This is a genomic window from Microbacterium sp. M28 (assembly GCF_025836995.1).
GTDB lineage: Bacteria > Actinomycetota > Actinomycetes > Actinomycetales > Microbacteriaceae > Microbacterium.
Window position 1 is genome coordinate 2,131,392 of the sequence record NZ_CP107546.1, and the last position, 19,015, is coordinate 2,150,406.

23 protein-coding genes and 1 tRNA gene are annotated in these 19,015 nt (G+C 65.9%); 4 read left to right on the plus strand and 20 right to left on the minus strand.

Annotated features, from left to right (window positions below):
* Positions 1-3: 3 nt before the first annotated feature.
* Genes OED01_RS10545 through OED01_RS10560 form a run of 4 tightly spaced genes read right to left on the minus strand, consistent with a single transcriptional unit; the run spans position 4 to position 1,448 of the window.
* Positions 4-429, minus strand: coding sequence for a hypothetical protein (locus OED01_RS10545; RefSeq protein ID WP_264155234.1), 426 nt, complete (start codon positions 427-429; stop codon positions 4-6).
* Positions 426-881, minus strand: coding sequence for a TadE family protein (locus OED01_RS10550; protein ID WP_264155235.1), 456 nt, complete (start codon positions 879-881; stop codon positions 426-428). The genes OED01_RS10545 and OED01_RS10550 overlap by 4 nt, the downstream gene beginning before the upstream one ends.
* Complete coding sequence (locus tag OED01_RS10555) at positions 850-1,248, minus strand: TadE/TadG family type IV pilus assembly protein (protein ID WP_264155236.1); 399 nt, start codon at positions 1,246-1,248, stop codon at positions 850-852. Before OED01_RS10555 ends, OED01_RS10550 begins: the two co-directional genes overlap by 32 nt.
* Positions 1,249-1,250: 2 nt before the next feature.
* Complete coding sequence (locus tag OED01_RS10560) at positions 1,251-1,448, minus strand: hypothetical protein (RefSeq protein WP_264155237.1); 198 nt, start codon at positions 1,446-1,448, stop codon at positions 1,251-1,253.
* Positions 1,449-1,594: 146 nt separating this feature from the next.
* Here OED01_RS10560 and OED01_RS10565 point away from each other — a divergent pair, with 146 nt between their 5' ends.
* Together OED01_RS10565 and OED01_RS10570 are read left to right on the plus strand one after the other, a co-directional pair.
* The gene (locus tag OED01_RS10565; protein WP_264155238.1) at positions 1,595-3,010 is read left to right on the plus strand and encodes a recombinase family protein; all 1,416 of its coding nucleotides are present in this window, start codon (positions 1,595-1,597) and stop codon (positions 3,008-3,010) included.
* A 35-nt stretch (positions 3,011-3,045) separates the two neighbouring features.
* Entirely contained in the window at positions 3,046-4,023 is a 978-nt protein-coding gene (locus OED01_RS10570; protein ID WP_264155239.1) for an AlbA family DNA-binding domain-containing protein, read from the plus strand.
* A gap of 409 nt (positions 4,024-4,432) precedes the next feature.
* Here the strand turns inward: OED01_RS10570 and OED01_RS10575 are convergent, their stop codons facing one another.
* The 4 genes from OED01_RS10575 to OED01_RS10590 all read right to left on the minus strand — a co-directional run bounded on the left by OED01_RS10575 (position 4,433) and on the right by OED01_RS10590 (position 8,414).
* Positions 4,433-5,314 carry a hypothetical protein gene (locus tag OED01_RS10575; RefSeq protein WP_264155240.1) on the minus strand — a complete coding sequence of 294 codons (882 nt, stop codon included), beginning with the start codon at positions 5,312-5,314 and terminating at the stop codon, positions 4,433-4,435.
* 30 nt (positions 5,315-5,344) lie between these two features.
* Positions 5,345-6,766: an ATP-binding protein gene (locus OED01_RS10580; RefSeq protein ID WP_264155241.1), complete on the minus strand. Its 1,422-nt coding sequence runs from the start codon at positions 6,764-6,766 to the stop codon at positions 5,345-5,347.
* Positions 6,767-7,021: 255 nt separating this feature from the next.
* Positions 7,022-7,717, minus strand: coding sequence for an HNH endonuclease (locus OED01_RS10585; protein WP_264155242.1), 696 nt, complete (start codon positions 7,715-7,717; stop codon positions 7,022-7,024).
* A 115-nt stretch (positions 7,718-7,832) separates the two neighbouring features.
* Positions 7,833-8,414 carry a very short patch repair endonuclease gene (locus OED01_RS10590; protein WP_318841101.1) on the minus strand — a complete coding sequence of 194 codons (582 nt, stop codon included), beginning with the start codon at positions 8,412-8,414 and terminating at the stop codon, positions 7,833-7,835.
* Here OED01_RS10590 and OED01_RS10595 point away from each other — a divergent pair.
* Complete coding sequence (locus OED01_RS10595) at positions 8,399-9,649, plus strand: DNA cytosine methyltransferase (RefSeq protein ID WP_264155244.1); 1,251 nt, start codon at positions 8,399-8,401, stop codon at positions 9,647-9,649. The two genes, OED01_RS10590 and OED01_RS10595, sit on opposite strands and share 16 nt — an antisense overlap.
* 5 nt (positions 9,650-9,654) lie before the next feature.
* Here the strand turns inward: OED01_RS10595 and OED01_RS10600 are convergent, their stop codons facing one another.
* The 12 genes from OED01_RS10600 to OED01_RS10655 all read right to left on the minus strand — a co-directional run bounded on the left by OED01_RS10600 (position 9,655) and on the right by OED01_RS10655 (position 18,765).
* Positions 9,655-10,317: a recombinase family protein gene (locus OED01_RS10600; RefSeq protein ID WP_264155245.1), complete on the minus strand. Its 663-nt coding sequence runs from the start codon at positions 10,315-10,317 to the stop codon at positions 9,655-9,657.
* Positions 10,314-10,442, minus strand: a complete 129-nt coding sequence (locus OED01_RS10605; RefSeq protein ID WP_264155246.1) for a hypothetical protein — start codon at positions 10,440-10,442, stop codon at positions 10,314-10,316. Before OED01_RS10605 ends, OED01_RS10600 begins: the two co-directional genes overlap by 4 nt.
* A gap of 323 nt (positions 10,443-10,765) precedes the next feature.
* Entirely contained in the window at positions 10,766-11,338 is a 573-nt protein-coding gene (locus OED01_RS10610; protein ID WP_264155247.1) for a hypothetical protein, read from the minus strand.
* Positions 11,335-11,643, minus strand: a complete 309-nt coding sequence (locus tag OED01_RS10615; protein ID WP_264155248.1) for a WhiB family transcriptional regulator — start codon at positions 11,641-11,643, stop codon at positions 11,335-11,337. The genes OED01_RS10610 and OED01_RS10615 overlap by 4 nt, the downstream gene beginning before the upstream one ends.
* Before the next feature lie 225 nt (positions 11,644-11,868).
* Positions 11,869-12,972 (minus strand): AAA family ATPase, encoded by a 1,104-nt coding sequence (locus tag OED01_RS10620; RefSeq protein ID WP_264155249.1) that lies wholly within the window; start codon positions 12,970-12,972, stop codon positions 11,869-11,871.
* On the minus strand, positions 12,969-13,706 hold the full coding sequence (locus OED01_RS10625; protein ID WP_264155250.1) for a bifunctional DNA primase/polymerase: 738 nt from the start codon (positions 13,704-13,706) through the stop codon (positions 12,969-12,971). The genes OED01_RS10620 and OED01_RS10625 overlap by 4 nt, the downstream gene beginning before the upstream one ends.
* A complete protein-coding gene (locus OED01_RS10630; protein WP_264155251.1) occupies positions 13,703-14,095 on the minus strand; it encodes a hypothetical protein in 393 nt (130 codons plus the stop codon). The genes OED01_RS10625 and OED01_RS10630 overlap by 4 nt, the downstream gene beginning before the upstream one ends.
* Complete coding sequence (locus OED01_RS10635; protein WP_264155252.1) at positions 14,092-14,328, minus strand: hypothetical protein; 237 nt, start codon at positions 14,326-14,328, stop codon at positions 14,092-14,094. Before OED01_RS10635 ends, OED01_RS10630 begins: the two co-directional genes overlap by 4 nt.
* A gap of 746 nt (positions 14,329-15,074) precedes the next feature.
* Positions 15,075-15,800, minus strand: a complete 726-nt coding sequence (locus tag OED01_RS10640) for a hypothetical protein (RefSeq protein ID WP_264155253.1) — start codon at positions 15,798-15,800, stop codon at positions 15,075-15,077.
* Between the two features lie 9 nt (positions 15,801-15,809).
* A complete protein-coding gene (locus OED01_RS10645; RefSeq protein WP_264155254.1) occupies positions 15,810-16,769 on the minus strand; it encodes a type II secretion system F family protein in 960 nt (319 codons plus the stop codon).
* Positions 16,766-17,626, minus strand: coding sequence for a type II secretion system F family protein (locus OED01_RS10650; protein ID WP_264155255.1), 861 nt, complete (start codon positions 17,624-17,626; stop codon positions 16,766-16,768). Before OED01_RS10650 ends, OED01_RS10645 begins: the two co-directional genes overlap by 4 nt.
* Complete coding sequence (locus OED01_RS10655; protein WP_264155256.1) at positions 17,623-18,765, minus strand: CpaF family protein; 1,143 nt, start codon at positions 18,763-18,765, stop codon at positions 17,623-17,625. Before OED01_RS10655 ends, OED01_RS10650 begins: the two co-directional genes overlap by 4 nt.
* Positions 18,766-18,907: 142 nt before the next feature.
* On the opposite strand from OED01_RS10655, the gene OED01_RS10660 reads away from it, so the two are divergent.
* Positions 18,908-18,989, plus strand: a tRNA-Leu gene (locus tag OED01_RS10660).
* Positions 18,990-19,015 lie beyond the last annotated feature (26 nt).

Below are 19,015 nucleotides of genomic sequence, written 5' to 3' on the forward strand. Positions count from 1 at the left end.
CGGTCAGCGCAGCGCGGTGCGGCTCGTCGCCGTCGCCTCCAGCGCGACGCCGTCGGGCACGAACGGCGAGAACAGCGGCGGATGCCAGGTCGCGACCACGGTGACGCGTGCGGTCACGCCGTCCGGGGCCTCCGCCGACACCAGATCAGCTCCGCCGGGCATCGCGGCGACGACGGCCGCGGCCTGCTCGCGCACTCCGGCATCGCTCAGCTCGGCACGCACCGACTCCGCCTCGACGACGAGGGTGAACCCGTCCGAGCCGGCGAGCGCCGCCGCATCCGCAAGGGAGTCGAGGCGCTTCTGCGCGATGTACAGGTCCGTGGCGCAGACGCAGGCGAAGATGACGGCGATCGCGAGCACGGCGTAGCCCAGCATGAGCGGCAGGATGCTGCCGTCGTCGGCTGCCGCCCGTCCGCGCCACCCGGTCATCCCGTGCCCCAGACGCGCGAGATCTTCTGCGCCGCCACAGCCTCGACCGGAATCGCCGCGACCGAGTCGAGGCCGAGGATCGGCGGCACGAACGGCAGAGAGACCCTGCTCGACACGGTGACGATGACGGTCGCGCCGGGCGCGGGACAGGTCGCGGATGCGGGGGTGCACGTGATCGAGACCTGGACGGCCTCGGGATCCATGCCGTACTCCTCGATGACGGCGGCGATGACGGCATCGCCCCGCGCTGCGGCCGTCTCCGCGTCCGGAGCCTGCCCCATGGCGCGGGCCGTGTGCCGTGCGGCGGCTTCCGCGCCGAGCGTCTGCTCCTGGACAGCCCCGAGCGTGAGCACGAGATACACGAGCGGAACGAGCAGGATCACGCCGACGACGATGAACTCGAGCGCCGCCGAGCCCTCGTCATCCCTCGCCCAGAGACTCCATCGGCGCATCCGCTTCCACCTCCAGCCCGAACGGGATCCCGACCAGACCCAGCACGGGCAGTGTCGTGCGCACCCGCACGACCACCACCTCGTGGCCGGGTGTCCGGCTCGTGCTGACCGTGATGTCCTCGGCGTAGTCGCCGCCGATCGCCGTCGTGATCACGTCAGCGGTGCGCGCGGCGCCGGACTCGATGCCGGTATCCGCGAGCGCCGCATAGTGGGCGCCTTCCGCCGCGGCATCGTGCACGACGTTGCGGACGTACATCGCGAGGCCCAGTTGCAGGATCGCGAGCGTGAGGATGGTCAGGATCGTGCCGACGAGCACGAACTCGACGGGACTGGAGCCGTCCTCGTCGCGCGCGATCCGCCGGAACACGCTCAGATCCCTGAGACGCGCGCGATCGCCTGCTCGAACAGCGAAGTCAGCGCAGGTCCTGCCACGGCCCAGATCAAGACCACGAGTCCGGCGGTCATCAATGTGACCAGGACCCACCCCGGGACGTCGCCTGTCTCGTCCTCCACGAGGGCGCGTGTGCGCCCCGCGAGCCGGATGCGCCATTGCTGCAGTCGTCTCATGTCTGTTCCTTCCATCGGTGTCGAATGCGAACCGGCTCAGCCGAGGCCGAGTCGGAGGATGAAGAGTCCTGGGAAGACGGCGAACAGCACCGACAGCGGAAGGATCAGGAACACCAGCGGCACAGGCATTGCGTTAACGTACCTTCATGGACTGCGTTATCTACACCCGCATCAGCCTCGACCGTACGGGTGAGGGACTAGGGGTGGCCCGCCAGGAGCAGGAGTGCCGCGATCTCGCCGAGCGCCTGGGCATGACGGTTGTCCACGTATATAGCGACAACGACATCAGCGCCACCAGCGGCAAGGTGCGCCCCGGCTTTGAAGCCATGCTGGACGCTCAACCTGGGGCCATCGTCGCCTGGCATCAGGACCGGCTACTGCGCCTGACCCGTGACCTGGAGCGGGTTATCGCGCTGAACGTGCCCGTCTACACCGTCACCGCAGGCACCCTGGACCTGACCACGCCCGCAGGCCGTGCCGTGGCGCGCACCGTGGCCGCGTGGAGCCAGTACGAGGGCGAGCAAAAAGCCACGCGTCAGGTAGCCGCCAACGTGCAACGCGCCGCCAGCGGAGTGCATCAGGGGCGCGTGGGCTACGGCTACCGGCGGGACGGTGCCGCCGTGGTGCTGGACGATGCTGAGGCCGCTATCATCCGGGCAGCCGTGAGGCGCGTGCTCGATGGTGAGTCGCTGCGGGCGGTGTGCAAGAACTTGGACGCGCAGCATGTGCCGACCCCGGGACGGGGCGCGGGCTGGAACACAACGACCCTGAAGCAGCTATTACTACGACCCAGCCTGGCAGGGCTGACGGTGCACCGTGGCGAGGTCATAGGCCGCTCCCCTGCCAACTCCCCGCGCGTCATCGACGAGGACACTCACGAGCGACTGAAAGCCGTGCTCACTGACCCGCTACGCCGCACCAGTCCCGCAGGCCGTGCGCCGAAGTACCTGCTGGGCGGCATCGCTCGATGTGGCCGATCTGACGGCGCGCGGGATCAGGCCGGCGAGCCGGTGGAGTGCGGCGGCGTGATGGTGCGTGCCGTGGGCCGAAAGACCACCACCAAAACGGGCGGGGCGAAGCGTCAGCCCCCCAGTTACGTGTGCAGCGAGTGCTACCGCGTGCGCCGCAAGCAAGAGGACGTGGACAAGGTCGTGCAAGCCCTCGTCATCGGGCGCTTGCAGATGCCTGATGCCGCGTTGCTGTTCAGCCAGGGTGACCCCGCTGCGCTGCAGGAGGCGCGTGACACCATCGACGCGCTGGATGCCCGCCTGGCCAACGCGGCCGACATGTACGCCTCGGGAAGCATTGACGCGGCCCAGCTGACGCGCATTACTGAACGGCTTCGGGCTGACCGTGCGTTGGCTGCCGCTGCCGTGGATGCTGCACTGCCCCCCGCCGTACCTGCTGAGCTAATCGGGCCCAACGCGCGTCAGGTGTGGGACCGGCTGTCTATGGACGTCAAGCGCGCCGTACTGGACACCCTCGTAACGGTGACCATCCTGCCCAGCGGCAGCGGCAAGGCGTTCGACCCGAACACCGTGCGCGTCACGTGGAGGAGCTAGATGCTCCCTCTCACCCCACTCCCTATGCTGAGGCTATGCTGCACACGCCATTGCACCGAGCACTCGGGGAGCGCCCTGGCCCCCTTACCGATCAGATGATTGACGACGCCGTCGCTCAGCGCATCGCGGAGGGCGACGAGCTCGACTGGAAGACGGCTCTGCCACCCGAAAAGAGCTTTCGCGACTCGGACATCGTGAAGGACATCGCGGCGTTCGCGAATGCAGGTGGCGGCATGCTTGTCTTCGGAGTGACGGACACAGGCGCTGCGGCAGACGGTCGGCACGATGCGGGTGAACTCACCGAGGGCTACGAACGAACCATCCGGCAAGTGACCATGGCGGCCATCACTCCCCCAGTGCACGGGGTCCGGGCCATCGCTATTCCTTCTACTACCGGCGTGCGAGCGGTCGCAATCGTGATCCCAGCTAGCCCGGACGGCCCGCATTTGGTGTATCGAAACGACCAGTTCGGTGCACCGTTGCGTGTCGGAGCAGACACGCACTGGATGAGGGAACGCGAGATCGAAGCCGCATACCGGTCTCGCTTCGAGGGCGGTCGCCGGGGCGAGGAAGCACTGCAACAGATTTACGACGACCTAGCGTCGGCCGCTGGCAAGACTGAGTGCGCAGTACTGGTCGGGGCAGCAAGGCCTCGCACTAGAAGTTCGAGACACGCTGAGCCTGACGACGTCCCGATCCTCGTTGACCGCGCGTCCCTCGTTACCCGCTGGTGGTTGGCAGGCATCGAGAAGTACAGTCCGCTCGAGGATGTCGAGCCGTATCGTCCCCGCCCGACGCTCAATGGTCAGTACTTGCCACCGAACAGTCCCGGTGACTACCGGGAAGCTCATGCGGTGGTGCTGGACGATGGGTCGTTGGGCCTGTCCTGGCGTGCCGGGGGCCACGAGCGGGATAAGTCGGGCAAGCACTACGAAGCGCATCAGGTCCCCCACACTGGCGGTCGAAGCCTTCGCTGCCGCATTACTTGCACTAGTCCACACAGTGGCGGCTGACGGACCGGCGGGAGACTACGACGTCATTCTCGGCGTTGAGTTCGAGGACTCTACTGGCCTGACACCTGAGTTTCATGAACGCAACGCTGCCCCTCCGTCAGGCGTGCATCGCCCGCTCAGTGCGCGCTTCCGCGCCGTGCGGGCCACCGTCAATCCTTCGGTTAGCGACGCCGAATTCATCCGAGCCGCGATGGCGCTTGCGACCTCAGCACTAAACCAAGTGGGAGTGAAAAAGCCCACGATCCTCGACCCGATGCTTCCGCCACGCCCACAGGAATGGGGTCGGTGAGGCATCTGCCCGGATAGCTCTCGTGCGCGCTTCGATTGCTTGAAGGGCCCCATTCAGGCACACCCGCTTGCGTGGCGCGCACGTCGCTGAGTTGTGCGCCACGTTTCCAAGGCACTTCGCCTAACCGGCGCTTGCCGAGTCCGCAGGCGCAAGCCGATGGGCCATAGCACTGTCGAGGGGACGGTCGTCCTCCATCCGCCAGCCGCCACTGCAGAACCAAGTGCTGTTACTCCACGCTTCGAAAGCTGCCGCAGCCCACGCGCTCTGAGGCTGAGCCGCGTAACTGAGAGCCAGGCGCGCAGCCTCGCGCCGGACGGCCGCCGGGCCATCACCATCCAGTGCATCTGCGAAGAATGACTCGAAAGCCAAACGATGGTTACCCATTAGCGTGCCTGCCTTCTGACTGAGGAGCACGCCTAACTGGAATCGTTCGAAGTGATTCTGCACCCGCTCATAAAGCGTGTCATCCCAATTGGCAGGCCTTCTCACCTCGAAAACCGTGGGTGACGACGGTTCCTCCAGCACTGTCACACCCATCCAGCGCTCCGGTCCCAATCGATCAAAGAACGGATGCAGGAACTGTTCGTTCGCCTCGGTCGCCGACGTCTTCAGCTTCGTGCCATTGCACGCCGTACAGATTGGCAGGAGGTTCGTGGGCTGGATCGCAACGACTGGAAAGTCGATCTTGGGCAGGTAGTGGTCGAGGGCGGCCGCGTCGCGCGCCATACAGTTGGTGCAACTTCCGCCCGGCGCCTGCAGGCGCATCTCGTCGTAGTAGGCCCGACCCGGGCCCTTCTTCGACGAGAGGCGAATGTCATAGGCCCAGGAAACGTTGTCCGCGACCTCAGGAGAAATCCCTGGCTGCTGGGATTCAAACTCAAAGATCCGGCCGTCGCTCGCGAGCGCCGCATAGGTCGCTTCGACCCGTGCCAACGCGGCACTGGCATCGGCGAACGCGGCAGTCTCTGGGTCCAGTGTGCACGCGGCCACGATTTCGCTCACGCCAAAGCGAGGCTGGGGTAGCTCAATCATTCAGACCCTCTGAGCTGCAAACCATGACCGCAGCAGCGCGCGCGCCTCAAAGCCAAGCTCACCGTGGAAGTGGTCCACCACAGCTTCGTACGATCCTAGCTGGAGGGCTGCCGCGGTCAGCATTCGATGGAACCCAGAGTCGGAGAGTTCAAGGCTGAAAACCTCGGAACTCAGCATGCCAACGCTCTCCCCGAACGTCTCGATCGTAGGCCGCTCGGCCGATTGGGATCGCCCCACGCGGAGAAGCTTGTAAGCGCACTTACGGGGCACTTCCTGTAGGACAACAGGTGAGTGGGTAGCGACTATCGCGACGCCGTTGCGTTCCTGCAGCAGGTCCGAAATGGCGCGGATCAACGCGGCCAGGAGCGGCGGATGCAGGTGGCCCTCGGGCTCGTCGGCCAGGACCAGCGTCCGCTCGACCACTGTCTCGACGAGGCGCGTGATCGTAAGCAGCACTATCTTGTGTCCGGTGCTGAGAGTCTGCCACAGCGCCAATGCGTCAGCGACGATGCGATCTTCATCCGCCGATTCGGAGGCGAGTTGCGAGACTTCGGCCTCGTGAAAGTTGGGATCGGACTCTAGAGTGCGAAGCGCCGTGAGCCATGATTCACGCCACCCCTTCGCGATCACATTCTTGGCGCTCGCGGCGAAGTCTGTGCCGAGCGCTGAAGGCGGCCTCGTCGCCTTCTCCATCGTCAGCGGCTCTGGCAGTTCGGGGCCGGGCGGGTCAGGCTCGTGGCCCGGTATGTACTGCAGCCCAACGTACGAATAAGGCACACTCCACTGGAGTTGCTTGTCGAGGACGGGCAGCTCCGCTTCATCGAACGCACTGAAGGAGACATAGACGAGATTCGCTATGTCCAGGCTGCCTCCATCTCGGGATCGGAAGCTGCCGTCCTTGGGAGTGACTATTCCCCCACCCAAGAGCGCCCTCGCCATTGAGCGAAGGATTGTGGTCTTTCCACTCCCGTTTCGCCCGATGAGCGCGTGCACATTACTCGGAGGCGTGGAGCCAGGCACAACCTCGAACTCTAGTGTCGTGTCCGGGACTGGGAGCGGACTCTGCGACGGGCGCGCATAGACGAAGTCGTACGCGGCATTACCACCTCCACTGAGGACCATCCGACGGAACTTGTTCTTGATGGTCGCCGCGGAGACCTCGCGCATCAACGATGACGAGACGACATCATGCTCTCGGAAAAAGTCAAGTCGAGTCGGATCCTCCGCGAGGTCGCCAAGAGCGTGCAGCGCTTCTTGCATCCGCTCCGCGCCCAGAAGGGAACGCATACGCTCGTAGTATTCCTCCGTCTGACCAATCGACGCGTACCGGTCACGAGGCAACGGGGAGCTGAACTCAGCTGGAAGCGGCGTAGCCGATCCAGGCTCGTTCACATACTCGTGGGTGATGTCAGCGATCTTCACGACGCCAATGCGTGTAGTGGTCAACTCGCTGTCGATATAGGTCAAGAGGAACGTGGTGCGGTATTGGTACCAGTCATTCCAATTCCGAAGGCGCAGCACCAGGGAGTCTGCTTGACGGGGTGCGTCCCAGGTCGCGTCAACGATGAACCGCATCGCTCACCCTTCTCACCATGCCTTTACCTTACTTTGCCGGAAGGGTGCCGTTCCGGCAACCGGCCGCCCCGAGAGGAAGGCGGTCGATCGCCCGGCCCCGTTTCACCCCTCTTCGGTGATCACCTGAGCGGCAAGCGCATTCATAACCCGCTCGCGCTGATCTGCAGGAAGACGTCGCCACTTGATGAAAAGCTGCTCCCGGTCGCTGATGGAGCGGCGGTTTTGCTGCATCCACAGGTACAGCTCACGCTTGTCCTTCCGGCTGCCCCGTGAGGCCTGTGTAAGAACCTCGTCCGGGTCGGGCGGATTGTCCGTATTGTCGCGTGCCTCGTCGTTGCAGCGCTGACACTCCGCGCGCAGGTTGGAGTCGTCATCGGATCCGCCCCGCGCGACTGGCTCGATGTGACCGATGGTGAGAGTGGCGCGGCGTCCGGGCGCGTCCGCAAACTCCTCGCCGCCCGCGGTGAAACATGACTGGCAAACGTGTCCATCACGGTCGAGGATGCGGCGGCGCTTTGCGCCAGTGATGGTCTTGCGCTGCCCGGTCGGCTTCTCGCCAAGGTCCACACGCGTACCGATGGTGCGCAGCAGGTACTGGTCCGGCGAGAGGTTCGGATTGATCTTGTAGTTGTCGATGACCCAGCCCATTGAGCGAAGGTCGCGCATACGGCGGTCGGCCTGCGCTACGCCTGGCACCGCCTCCAGCAGGTTCAACTTTGTGAACTTGCCTCCCTCACCCACGCTTGCCACGAACGTGGCCACCTTCACAAGGGACGACTGCCGCGGTGCATCCGCCATGTTCGGCTCCTTTCTGCGCGACGCATCTCGCCTCGCACTGCCATCCTGACAGCCGATCACCGCCGAGTCAATAGCCATTCCTCGCCGCACCTTGTGCCGAACGTTGCCGAAGACTTCACTCCACCCGCCACATCCGCTCCGGCGCGCCTGCGCGCGCATCACCTGGCCGTGACGTATTCTCGAATATGTGTTCGAAGACCGCCAGCGACTGCGCCAGAGGGACGTGCGTCCAAATGCGGACCACAACCCAACCATCGGCCAAGAGCGCTTCATTGTCGCGAGCGTCGCGCTCGCGCGTGCGCTGCAGCTTAGGTCCCCAGTAGCCGCGGTTAACTCCCGGCTCAGTGCCGTGCGCCGGACACGAGTGCCAGAAGCAGCCGTCGATGAACACCGCAATACGACGGCGAGTGAAGACCACGTCAGGGCGGGCATAGCCGCCCTCGACAGGCATGCGCAGGTCCTTCCGGAACCGGTAGCCCGCACGATGCAACGCGGACCTGAACTCGCGTTCCGGCTTGGTCTCGGACCGGCGGATCGCAGCCATGTTGCGCGACCGACCCGCGCTCGGGGCCGTCGCAGACTCATCGGTCATCGTGTGGCCGGTTTCCGTTCGATAGAAGCGAGAATAGAGATGCCTGACACCTACCTTCCCACTGGCCAACTGATTCTGGAGCACTGAGGATGAGCAAGCTGACATCGGTCGAGATCTGTGCCGGAGCGGGCGGTCAGGCCCTTGGGCTGCACCGGGCCGGTTTCGAGCATGCCCTCGCAGTCGAGCTAGACCCGACAGCAGCAGAAACCCTGCGGCTGAACAGCAAGGGGCGCGTGGAAGTTGGCGACGTCGCCGACCCAACCGTCTGGTCCCCTGCGGACTACGAAGGGGTTGACCTTTTCGCGGGCGGAGTCCCCTGCCCGCCGTTCTCCCTCGCGGGGAAGCAGCTGGGATCTTCGGACGAGCGTGACCTTTTCGCATGGGCCATCGAGCAAGTCGCCGTCATCCAGCCGAGAGCACTGCTCCTTGAGAATGTCCGTGGGCTGGCTGCCGCACGCTTCTCCGGTTATCGACAGCGCGTCCTGGACCGGCTGACCCAACTTGGCTACGTTGCGGATTGGCGACTAATCCAGGCTTCGGACTTTGGATTGGCCCAGCTTCGGCCCCGCTTTGTGCTGGTGGCCATGAAGCCAGAAGATGCGGCCTACTTCCGGTGGCCTGAACCGCGCGAGACGCACATAACTGTCGGCGAGGCGCTGCGTGACTTGATGGGCGCTAATGGATGGAAGCACGTCGATGAGTGGGCAGCCCTTGCCAACCGCGTGGGGCCCACCATCGTCGGCGGTAGCAAGAAGCACGGCGGTGCTGACCTGGGTCCGACTCGCGCCAAGGCCGCGTGGGCGGCGCTTGGTGTCGACGGCAAGGGAGTCGCAGACGAGGCACCGGGGCCAGACGCGCCGCCACCATCCGTGAAGCTCCCCCGGCTGACGGTGGAGATGGTCGCCCGCCTGCAGGGTTGGCGCGAGGAAGATGACTGGCAGTTCGCGGGACGCAAAACCTCGCAGTATCGCCAGATCGGAAATGCCTTCCCGCCGCCCGTAGCTGAAGCAGTTGGTCGAGCTATCCGTGATGCCCTCGAGCACAAGGGCGTTCCTCACGAGATCCCTGAACTGAGCGCGGACGTCCACGACCCGGTATACAGGGCGCTTGCCTCCGCCGACGGCTACGTCAGCATAGAGCGACTTATCGAGGCGCTGAACGAGTTCGGCGAGGCTTCTGTCGAGCGACGGCTTGCCGTGCTAGCCCAAGACTTTGAGCTGGACGTACGGACAACTTCCAAGGGCACCGCGTACCGCCTCGGCGAATTCAAGGGGTTTACGGGCCAGGAGGACCACAGCCGCCACGCTTACTTCGAGGCTCACCGGAACAAGGTGAGCTAGCCGCCTCAGGATGTCGTGGCCACGCCAACAGCAGAGAGGCGCCGGTGCGCCTTCGCGACGGCGTTACCCGTCCAAGGCTTGCCGGTGGCGGTGGTGAGCCCCGCGGCATTTAGCTGCCCTGCAGTATCAGCGAGAGTGTGGCGGGTTCGCAGGCTCATGAGAAGCTCACCCGTGTGGCGCGGCAGCGTTGACACCCGCCCCATATGCCTCCCCGCCCGCTTAGCTGCTTGCATGGCGGCTGACGTGCGCTCCCCGATGACCTCTCGCTCCCACTCGGCTACAGACATCATCACGTTGGCTACCAGCTTGCCCGTTGGTGTACTGGTGTCCACACCAAGGTCGATGGCCACGACGGCCCACTTGCGAGCGCTGGCGAGCTTGAGGATGCCCGAGAAGTCATGCACGCTGCGGCTCAGGCGGTCGAGCTTGGCCACCACAATCCCCTCAACATCTCGACGCTTAGGGATGACGCGCAGGCGGGTGAGCGCAGCTTGTAGCTGCGGGCGGGCCAGGGACTTAGCCGATAGCCCCTCATCGACGTACCAGACGACGTCCCACCCCTGCGCGTCCACGTAGCGCTGGATAGTGTCACGCTGCGCGTCGAGCCCGAGGCCGCTGCTCGCCTGTTCCTCGGTGGACACACGCAGGTAGCCGACCATCGTGGTCATTTCACCTCGGCCTCATCCAGTTCGTGCCGGTCGCTGAGGTCACCTTCAAGCGGAGTCTCGGCTGGCCACTCGTCGCGAGCGAGTTGGTGGATGGCGGCGTAGTGACGGCGTTGTGCGGCGTTCATGAGAGCTCCCTAGATATCGAACATCTGTTCGAATGTGTGAACCTTAGCCACAAGGGGACCCTTCAGCAAACACAATGTGCAGTTACTACGCCTGCCGCTTTGCATTCTGCCGACCCGTTCGGCACTGCTGGTCGTCTGGCCGTGCTGAGCGTCCGTCCGCGAGCACTTCTGAGCGGGTGCTCGCCGGCCTAGCGCCCACACCATGGCCCCAGGTACGCCAGAGGCCCCCTAGCGTGTGCCAGGGAGCCTCCGGGTGCCGGGCGATGCACCGCCCAGCGGGTGAGGGCTGAAAGGAGGAAGATCCCTCACCCCGTGTGTGAGCCTCAGTCGGTCGGAGCCGAGAAGCTGATCTGATTCGCGAGGTTGTATGCGCCGCCGGAGGTGTTCGCCTCGACGTAGGCCAGTGCAGCCGCAGCGTCGGCCGTCTCCGGGAACGCGGCCTGCCAGGTCTCGACCACGCCGGTCATGCCCGTGAAGCGCGCCCGGTTGCCGATGGCGTGTGCCATTTCGGCGTCACCGTTGGCGATGGAGTCGTTGAGCATGTCCACCGCCTCCTGCTGGTCGATGATCTTGCGGGCACGGTCGGCGGCGTCACGGCGCAGCATGATCGAGTTGGCGTCCATCGGCTGCGTGCCCCGGAACTCCTTCTCAACCTGGTCGCGCAGGTTCTTGACGAACGCCTCCTGCTCGGCCTTGATGTTGTCGAGCTTGCTGCGGGTGTCCTTGTCCAGGGCCTCCAGCTTGCCGCGCTTGGCCAGGTCGGACGTCATGGGGTCGTCCTTGATCGCCTGTCGGGTGGCGCGGTGCGCCTCCTTCACCTGCGCGGCCTGCTCCTTGAAGCCGTTCAGGGCGGCGGGGAGGGTCTGCTCGACGGACTTAGCGGTTGCCTTGCTCATGATGGTTCTTCCTTCTGTGTTATGAGTGCCGGAGATACCGCCCCGGCGTCGGTGGTTGATGTGCGCGGGCGACCCCTGCCACGTCCGGCCCGGTCGATGCCAGCCCAGAAGCCGTGATCGACTCGCGATGCGACGGCGTAGTGGTTGCACAGGTCACGGATGCGACAGCGCCCGCAGATGACGGCACATGCGTCCCGCTGGTCGTCGGTTCGAGAGTCGGCGGTAAACAGGTGCAGGCCGCTGCAAGGCGGTGCGTAGTGTTCCAGCACGGCCTTCAGGTCTTCCCAGGCGTCATCAGCGCTCATGCCAGCCCTCCTGCGTGCTGACGAGAACCGCCGTACAGCCGTGAAGCTTTTCCATGGCCTGCGCCCGCCGATACGCGCTGCGAGGGCGAAAACGACTCGGGGTCATTTCCCACCCCCGCCTGGACCCGTTTACCGTTTTGCCTAAGGGCGGCAAACGGGAAAACGGCTCGCTGGCACCTTTTGGCAAACCGCTGAAAACGGGTGCAAACGGCAAACGACGAGTGCTCATTCGGAGTCCTCCGAGCCGGCTTCGTACATCCGGATCAGGGTGTGCAGCAGCCCGCCCCGCGCACCCGGTGATTGCTCGATGTATCCGCTGTCAACGAGCCAGTCGATAGCAGCGCCCGCCTTCGTGGAGTCACCCCCGGCTGCCATGCGCAGCGCCGTCTTCGACATGGGCTTGTCGGCCTCGGCCAGCACCTTGCAGATCTTCACGAGCCGCGCCTTGTAGGCGATCTCGTCAGCAAGCTCACGCGGCATCGGCGCCACCAGGTGGAACCTGCTGCTCCGGCCGGCGACCACATCAACCTTCAGCTCGGCTACCGTCTCGCCCTCCGCGAAGTTGCCGAGGCGATCTTTCGCGCACACCAGCCGTGCCCTGCCCGACTGCTTCTTGCTGAACGGCGTCACCACCTTCTGCAAGTACTGAACGCCGGTGATTGCAGACCGCTTGCGCTGGCTGCCGATAGGCCAGAGGCTGTCACCCTCGGTGTTCTTCGGGCTGTGATCCAGCAGCAGCACCGCAGGCCCGAACCTGGACACGAAGCGCGGAGCCAGCTGGAACCACTCGACAATGTCGTCATCGTCGTTCGGCTTGAAGCCGTCCATCGCGAGCGATTCGCCCGTGGAGTCGAACACAACCAGCGACGGCGACAGCCTCTCGATCAGGTCATGAACCACCAGCGGCGCGAACCGGCCTGTAGGCGAGATGTACGTGAACCGGTTACGGATCACCCTCGGCGGCACCTTGTAGTTGTGAACCAGGCGTTCCAGGATGCCCTGCGTCGTGTCCTCGTAGTCGATGTAGACCACGCGGTTGCCTGCCTTGAGCTCCTGCGCGCAGGCGATCAGGGCCGACCATGACTTCCCGGCGTTGCTGTGCCCGTGGATGCCATTGACGCGCCCCGCGTACAGCAGGTACCCCGCGCCCTCGACGGCCAGTAGCTCCGGCTCGATGGGTGCGAGCGTGCCGTTGACGATGCCCCGCAGCACCTTGCCGAAGTCCTCCGGAACCCAGCCCGACGCCTCGGCTTCTAGCTCCTGCACTTCGTCCTCCGGCACCAGGTCGGCCTCCGGCACCACGGGCGCGCTCTTCTTGCGGACGGTCATGCGCCCAACCCCTTCCCGGCCGACTCGACCACACGGCGGGCCTCCCTGGGGTCCATGCCGATGTCCTCGGCGGCGTCGATGAGGCGATCCAGCCCGCGCTGATCCACCCCGGCCTCGTGTGCACGGCGCGCGGCCCAGTGCAGCCCGTCATGCTTCTCCCCCGGCTGCAAGGTGCGGACGAAAGCGGCGAGCGCGATAGGGTCCGTGGCCCTGGGATTGCGGCGGGTGATCCGGGTGCGAGGCAGCATCAGCGCCACTACCTGACGCGGCAGGTGCCCAGCTTCGCGATAGACCCACTCGTAGGGCTTGCCGGTGTCCGGATGCACGCTCGGCGGCATGACCATGTACCCGTTCGTCTTCAGGTCGATGCCTGCGGGGATAGCGCCCCTGTACGGCTGCCGAAATGGGCGCATGTAGTACAGGTGACGCCCGCCGTCACGGCGACCGCTGATGACCTCGAGCGTGGGCGGTAGCTCCACCCCGGCGCGCTGCTCCAAGGCTTCGAGGCTGCCGCCATTGCGCGGGTCAACGTCGAGCACAAGCAAGCTGTCAGGAACCGGGCAGCCGATGTTCCAGTCGCCGTCGGCCCACATGCGCCGGATGGTGCGCGGGTCGGTGCTGGCGCTCAGGTGACCGTTCGGCGTGTGGCCCGTGGTGGGGGTCTTGCCGTCGAGGGGCAGCACCGCCCATCCGTTCTCAGCGAGGTTGAGCGCAGCCCGCAGCATGGGAGTCATCGGGTCACCCCCACCGGCAGCCGCAGCACACGCGGATCGGAGGGGAGCCAGTAGAACACCCCGTGGCATTCGTGATCGTTCAGGTACCCGTTGATGTCGAGCAGGTGCCAGTCGTGCGCGGCGTACAGGCGTTCCATGCCCCAGCGCAGCTCATCCGGCGACCAGAACCCCACGTTCTCCCACACGGGCGGCTCACCCCACTCGCCGTGGATGTGCATGATCCCCCACGGCGGGGCGGTGCGTGGAGCTACGCCTGCGTGCTCAGCGAACGGGCGGAACCACTCGATCGGAGGACCGAGGCGCAGCACAACCATCGCCTCGGAACGTGACAGCCTCAGCTTCGACGGGTACTCGGCTTCGGTGAAGGGCGCGACTGCCAGGGTGCTCATTTCGCACCGCCCGACGTGCGCAGGAGTGCAGTCAGCCGGTGAATCTGCTGATTGGTGAGCGGTGGAGCGACAGCGAGGTTGCGCTCGATGTAGGCGGCGATCTTGGCTTCCGCCAGGTCCCGGCGTCCCTTGGCTTCCCTCTGGGGGTCACCAGTGCGCACGCCGACCATGACGTCGGACAGCGCCTTGGCCTGTGTTGGAGGATTGGAGCTAGACAACGGAAAACTCCCCACGGAGTCAGGTCAGCGCTTGGCTGACTAACTGACTCCCGGTGAGGAGTTGGAATGTGACCTTGCTTTTGTATGCCGCCGATCACCAGCGGCTATTCAGTTGTCGGTGTCGAGCCTACAAGACGAGTTCGCCCGCAGCCTGCGCCCGCTGAAGGCGGGCCTGCAAGTCCTCGTCGCGGGGCTGCTCATCACGGCCACACGCGCACTTGAAGCGCGGCGTAGGGTAGCCGGTGAGCGCGCCATCCGTGCCCACCTGGATGAACCAGTCTCGGTCTGACCCGAACTGATCAACCCGCTCCCACACAGAGTCAGACTCAGACCAGCGGTACTGAGCGACGATGCGCGAAGGGTGGCTCCCGTGGCGCTTGGTGCCCCGACAGACCACCTTGATAGTGGATTGCATGTTTGCTATTACACCCCAACCCGTGGTCGATACCCCAATTCGTTCTCTGTGGCGTGTTTGGCCCTGAGACGTGTGTGGCTGCCGGGGGCAGGGGGTAAGGGCCGAGCGGGCTGCGAGACTGCTCAGAGGGCGCTCAGAGCCGCTCGCACGCACCCGGGCCGTCCGCCGACAGAGCTAGTAGTGCCTGTTCCCGAGCAGATCGACGTAGACGCGGCATGCCTGGCAGAACCACCAGGCTGCGCGAGGTTCCATCCGCTCAAGACACTCGGGGCAGTTGGGCGTAGTCAGGTCAAGGTCGTCCACAGATTGACCCTCCTCACGCGGAACGGGCAGAACCCTGCGCAGTTCACCGCTCGGCCAAGATGACGTCGGCGGTCGCGTGGACAAGATCCGAGGTCACCAAGAACGCCCGGTTGCACATACTCACTACCTCGTCGCGGGTTCGATGTCGCCTTGCTCTGCCCTCCGAGCGGACGACATTCTCGTAATCCATCTCATGAACGATCCGGTTGCGCGAAAGAAAGAAGCGGTCAAGCGTCGCAAGAGTAGCGTCGTCCACACGCGTCCCAGGTATGCCTAGAGTGTTGCGGACCCTTGTCTTCAGATCGCCACTCCCCTGAAAACTCGACTTCGCTTTCCTGCTGAGGTAGAAGCGTAGAAGCTGCTGCGCGGGATCAGCGGCGACGACGGCCGCTTTCAGATCCTCGTCAACCTTCCGCGTGCCGGACAGCTCTTCTTTAATACCGAGCTCGTACTGCTTGCGAGCCAACGTCCCCGGACGCGGTATGAGGTATGAGCCGGCGTCCCATATGAGTCGTTGCATTGAAGCGTCAATCCCACTAGACGTCATGACGATCGCCGAGCGATAGAGATCGGTCTCACCGCTGCTGGGGCGCCCGGCTGTCGAGCTGTTCGATACGCGGCGCTGCCTGGCGACTAGTTCAGCCGCCTGGAGAATGCCTTCGACGGTGGAGTGTGCCCCGCGAAGAAAGCGGTAGGCGTTCCTAATCTCGGGCACACGGCCCTTGGGTCCGTCCCTGAGGTCTTTCAGAATCGAAGCGGCAGGCGGCATATCGAGAACCTATCCACACTGCTGAGGTTGCGCCACCTCCGCGCTTGCCGGACGCTCCTGCGGCATACGGTTCCCCTGGATTCCGTGGAAGTATGTTTTCCCAATTGTGTTAGGGAGGAGCATCAGGATCTCCTTCCGCCCGGCCTGCTCGATCAGCGAGCGCTTCGCGTCCTCGCGAGCATCGGCCGCCTGCGCATGCAGGACAGCCGCGAGCGGGGCACCGTGTTCGAGAGCGGCGATGAGCTGATCGACGGCGCGCGACAAGCCGGGCAGTTGCAGGCGCGATGCCATCTCGGCCAGCGCCTCCGCCAGTGGCGACCCGGTGTTCACGGCCAGCACGACCTGGCGCAGCTCATCGGTGAGCTCGCCGGAGCCGACGGCCGCGACGCGACGGATCGCATCCAGCAGCCCCTCGCCCGCCGACAGGCACAGCGCGAGGAACTCGAGCGTGGTGGGCAGCTCCTCCCCCAACCTGGTCAGCCGGCCTTTCGCCCTGGCCGTGAGCAGCATGTCGTAGCCCACGGCCGCTCCGATGCCGATGATGACCGGCAGCAGTACGGTCGGGTCGGACATCCGACCGGCGACCGCCAACGCGATGACGAGCACGGCGCCGACGGCGAGGCCGGCGAGGCCGCAGGCCAGCTGACGCCCTCGGAACGCGCTCGCCCCGAGCGGACTCCCCGCCTGAGCGAGGCGCATCCGCAACGTCTCGCCCCCGCCCATGAGCCGCTCGAAGACGCCGCGGACCCGTTCCCACCCGCTTCGACCGGACACCGAGAGGATCCCGGCCTCGGGCAGAATTCCTCGAGGCAGCAGCGCGTCCGGCACGACGTCGCGCACGTAGGGTGCGATGCGTACGCTCAACGACGCAGCCCGCCATCGCGGCAGCGTCGCCAGGACACACAGCACGCCGACGGCGAGCAGGCCGCCCAGCAGCACGGCGATCGCGAGGTCGGTCACGGCGGTCATCCGAACCACCGCTTCGGCTCGGAGAGGCGTCCGACGCGGATCATGATCCGGTAGGCGACGACCGATACGGCAGCCCCGGCGACGATCACCAGCATGCCCTCGGACGTGCCGTAGGCTTCCGCACCCTCCGGCCGCATCACGAGCAGGCCGAGGATCACCCAGGGCGCGACGACCCCGAGCACGGCGGCGCCGTGGATCCACGACTGCCGTGCCTCGACCTCGCCGCGCAGCGCTGCGTCGGCGCGCACGGACGACGACAGCGCACGCAGCACCCCGGTCAAGTCCGTGCCGCCGACCTGTCGCGCCATCCGGAGCGTCTCGATGATGCGGTCGGCGATCGGATCGGCGAGTGTCCCCTTCAGCCGGTCCAGGCTCGTCTCGAAACGTCCCGTGGCCTGCAGATCGCGCGCGAACACCGCGAACCCGGGCCGCACCGCCTGCGGCGCGGACTCGGCGAGGCCGGCGACGGCATCCGGGAGCGACAGACCCACCCTGATGCCGGCGATGAGCAGGTCGCAGACGTCCGGCCAGAGCCCGCGGCGCGCCTTGCGCAGCCGCAGCCGGCGTCCGCGGAGATACGCGATCGGTGCGGCAGCAGCCGCGACGGCGGCGAGCCCGGCCAGCGCGCCGAGACCCGTGAGCAGCCAGACGACGGATGCCGCGACGGCCGCAGCGGCGACCATCAGGATCACCAGGGTGCGCGAACGGACGCCGCCGAGGCCCGCCTCCTCGAGCAGCCGCGTGAGCGCGCCGGCCCGCCGCTTCTGCTCCACCGGACTGTCGCGCGTCGGCCAGAGCCACGGCGATGCGCACAGCAGGACACCCGCCGCGAGCACCGCACCCATCAGCAGCGTCACGTCGCAGCCTCCGCGCGATGCACGACGCGCGTGATGATCCGGCCCTCGACGACCTCACCGGTCGGCGCGAGCACCTCGACGATCCGGCGGCGCCCATCGGCATCCCGCGCGCAGTGCACCACGAGCGAGACCGACGAGGCGATCGCGGGGGCGATGAAGGAACGGTCGATGTTGCGCCCGGCCAGCAGCGGCAGGATCGACAGCTTCTCGAGCGCCTCCGCCGCGGAGTTGGCGTGGATGGTCGCTGCCCCTGGCACGCCGGTGTTGAGTGCGAGAACCAGGTCGAGCGCCTCCGCGTCGCGCACCTCGCCGATGACGAGCCTGTCGGGACGCATGCGCAGCGCCTCCTTCACGAGACGGCGAAGCGTGATCTCGCCGGTGCCCTCGAGGCTCGCCTGTCGGCCTTGAAGGGCGACGAGATCCGGTCCCTCGACGGCGAGTTCGAACGTCTCCTCGGCCGTGATGATCCGCTGCGTGGAGGCGCAGGACGCCAGCAGTGCGCCGAGGAGCGTCGTCTTACCGGCGTGGGTGGCGCCGGAGACGAGCACGCTCTGCTCCTCGCGCATCGCGCCACGGAGCGTCTCTGCCACCTCCGCGGACATCGCACCCTGCTGGACGAGCGCCTCGAGCGTCCGATATCGCGGCAGGAACTTCCGGATGTTGACCGCCCATCCGCCGCGCACCACGTCGGCGATCGCGACGTGCAGGCGCGACCCGTCCGGAAGCGACGCATCCACGAACGGCTGACTGATATCGACGCGCCGCCCGGTGGACTGCAGCATCCGCTCGACGAGGTCGCGCACCACGGCATCCGTCAGACGCATGGGGATGCGCTCGGTGACCCCGCCGCGGGCGACGTGGACCTGTTCGGTGCCGTTGATCCAGATCTCCTCGATCTCGGCATCCTCGAGCAGGGGCTGGAGAGGACCGTAGCCGTGGACCGACGCGAGCACCTCCCGTACGAGCGCGATCTCGTCGTCGACCATCGCCTCGCCGCGCGACAGCGCGAGGTCGTTGTGCCGTCGCACCTCGGCCTGCGCGACCCTTCTGGCCTCCACGGGGTCGATCGACGGATCGGTGCGATCCGCGCGCAGACGCTGCCGTACCCGGTCGGCGACGACGGATGCTGGATGACTCACCCGTGCATCCTCGCAAGAATCCGACCAGCGCCTCAGAAGTTATCCACAGGCACCCCGACCTGATCGGGAAATCCCGAAGCGAACTGGCGGATATCCTCGCGGCGCGACTGTCGGCGCCCCCGATAGACTGTGTTCGCGCAGCGCGGGAGTGGTGAAACTGGCAGACACGCAGGATTTAGGTTCCTGTGCCTTCGGGCGTGTGGGTTCAAGTCCCACCTTCCGCACGCAGGGCGTGCATATGCGCGCTCGA

What these genes read in the sequence shown, in the direction of transcription:
- OED01_RS10545 (WP_264155234.1), bottom strand. Translation starts at nt 429, where the DNA reads ATGACCGGGTGGCGCGGACGGGCGGCAGCCGACGACGGCAGCATCCTG.
- OED01_RS10550 (WP_264155235.1), bottom strand. Translation starts at nt 881, where the DNA reads ATGCGCCGATGGAGTCTCTGGGCGAGGGATGACGAGGGCTCGGCGGCG.
- OED01_RS10560 (WP_264155237.1), bottom strand. Translation starts at nt 1,448, where the DNA reads ATGAGACGACTGCAGCAATGGCGCATCCGGCTCGCGGGGCGCACACGC.
- OED01_RS10565 (WP_264155238.1), top strand. Translation starts at nt 1,595, where the DNA reads ATGGACTGCGTTATCTACACCCGCATCAGCCTCGACCGTACGGGTGAG.
- OED01_RS10570 (WP_264155239.1), top strand. Translation starts at nt 3,046, where the DNA reads ATGCTGCACACGCCATTGCACCGAGCACTCGGGGAGCGCCCTGGCCCC.
- OED01_RS10585 (WP_264155242.1), bottom strand. Translation starts at nt 7,717, where the DNA reads ATGGCGGATGCACCGCGGCAGTCGTCCCTTGTGAAGGTGGCCACGTTC.
- OED01_RS10595 (WP_264155244.1), top strand. Translation starts at nt 8,399, where the DNA reads ATGAGCAAGCTGACATCGGTCGAGATCTGTGCCGGAGCGGGCGGTCAG.
- OED01_RS10590 (WP_318841101.1), bottom strand. Translation starts at nt 8,414, where the DNA reads ATGTCAGCTTGCTCATCCTCAGTGCTCCAGAATCAGTTGGCCAGTGGG.
- OED01_RS10600 (WP_264155245.1), bottom strand. Translation starts at nt 10,317, where the DNA reads ATGACCACGATGGTCGGCTACCTGCGTGTGTCCACCGAGGAACAGGCG.
- OED01_RS10605 (WP_264155246.1), bottom strand. Translation starts at nt 10,442, where the DNA reads ATGAACGCCGCACAACGCCGTCACTACGCCGCCATCCACCAACTCGCT.
- OED01_RS10610 (WP_264155247.1), bottom strand. Translation starts at nt 11,338, where the DNA reads ATGAGCAAGGCAACCGCTAAGTCCGTCGAGCAGACCCTCCCCGCCGCC.
- OED01_RS10615 (WP_264155248.1), bottom strand. Translation starts at nt 11,643, where the DNA reads ATGAGCGCTGATGACGCCTGGGAAGACCTGAAGGCCGTGCTGGAACAC.
- OED01_RS10620 (WP_264155249.1), bottom strand. Translation starts at nt 12,972, where the DNA reads ATGACCGTCCGCAAGAAGAGCGCGCCCGTGGTGCCGGAGGCCGACCTG.
- OED01_RS10625 (WP_264155250.1), bottom strand. Translation starts at nt 13,706, where the DNA reads ATGACTCCCATGCTGCGGGCTGCGCTCAACCTCGCTGAGAACGGATGG.
- OED01_RS10630 (WP_264155251.1), bottom strand. Translation starts at nt 14,095, where the DNA reads ATGAGCACCCTGGCAGTCGCGCCCTTCACCGAAGCCGAGTACCCGTCG.
- OED01_RS10640 (WP_264155253.1), bottom strand. Translation starts at nt 15,800, where the DNA reads ATGCCGCCTGCCGCTTCGATTCTGAAAGACCTCAGGGACGGACCCAAG.
- OED01_RS10645 (WP_264155254.1), bottom strand. Translation starts at nt 16,769, where the DNA reads ATGACCGCCGTGACCGACCTCGCGATCGCCGTGCTGCTGGGCGGCCTG.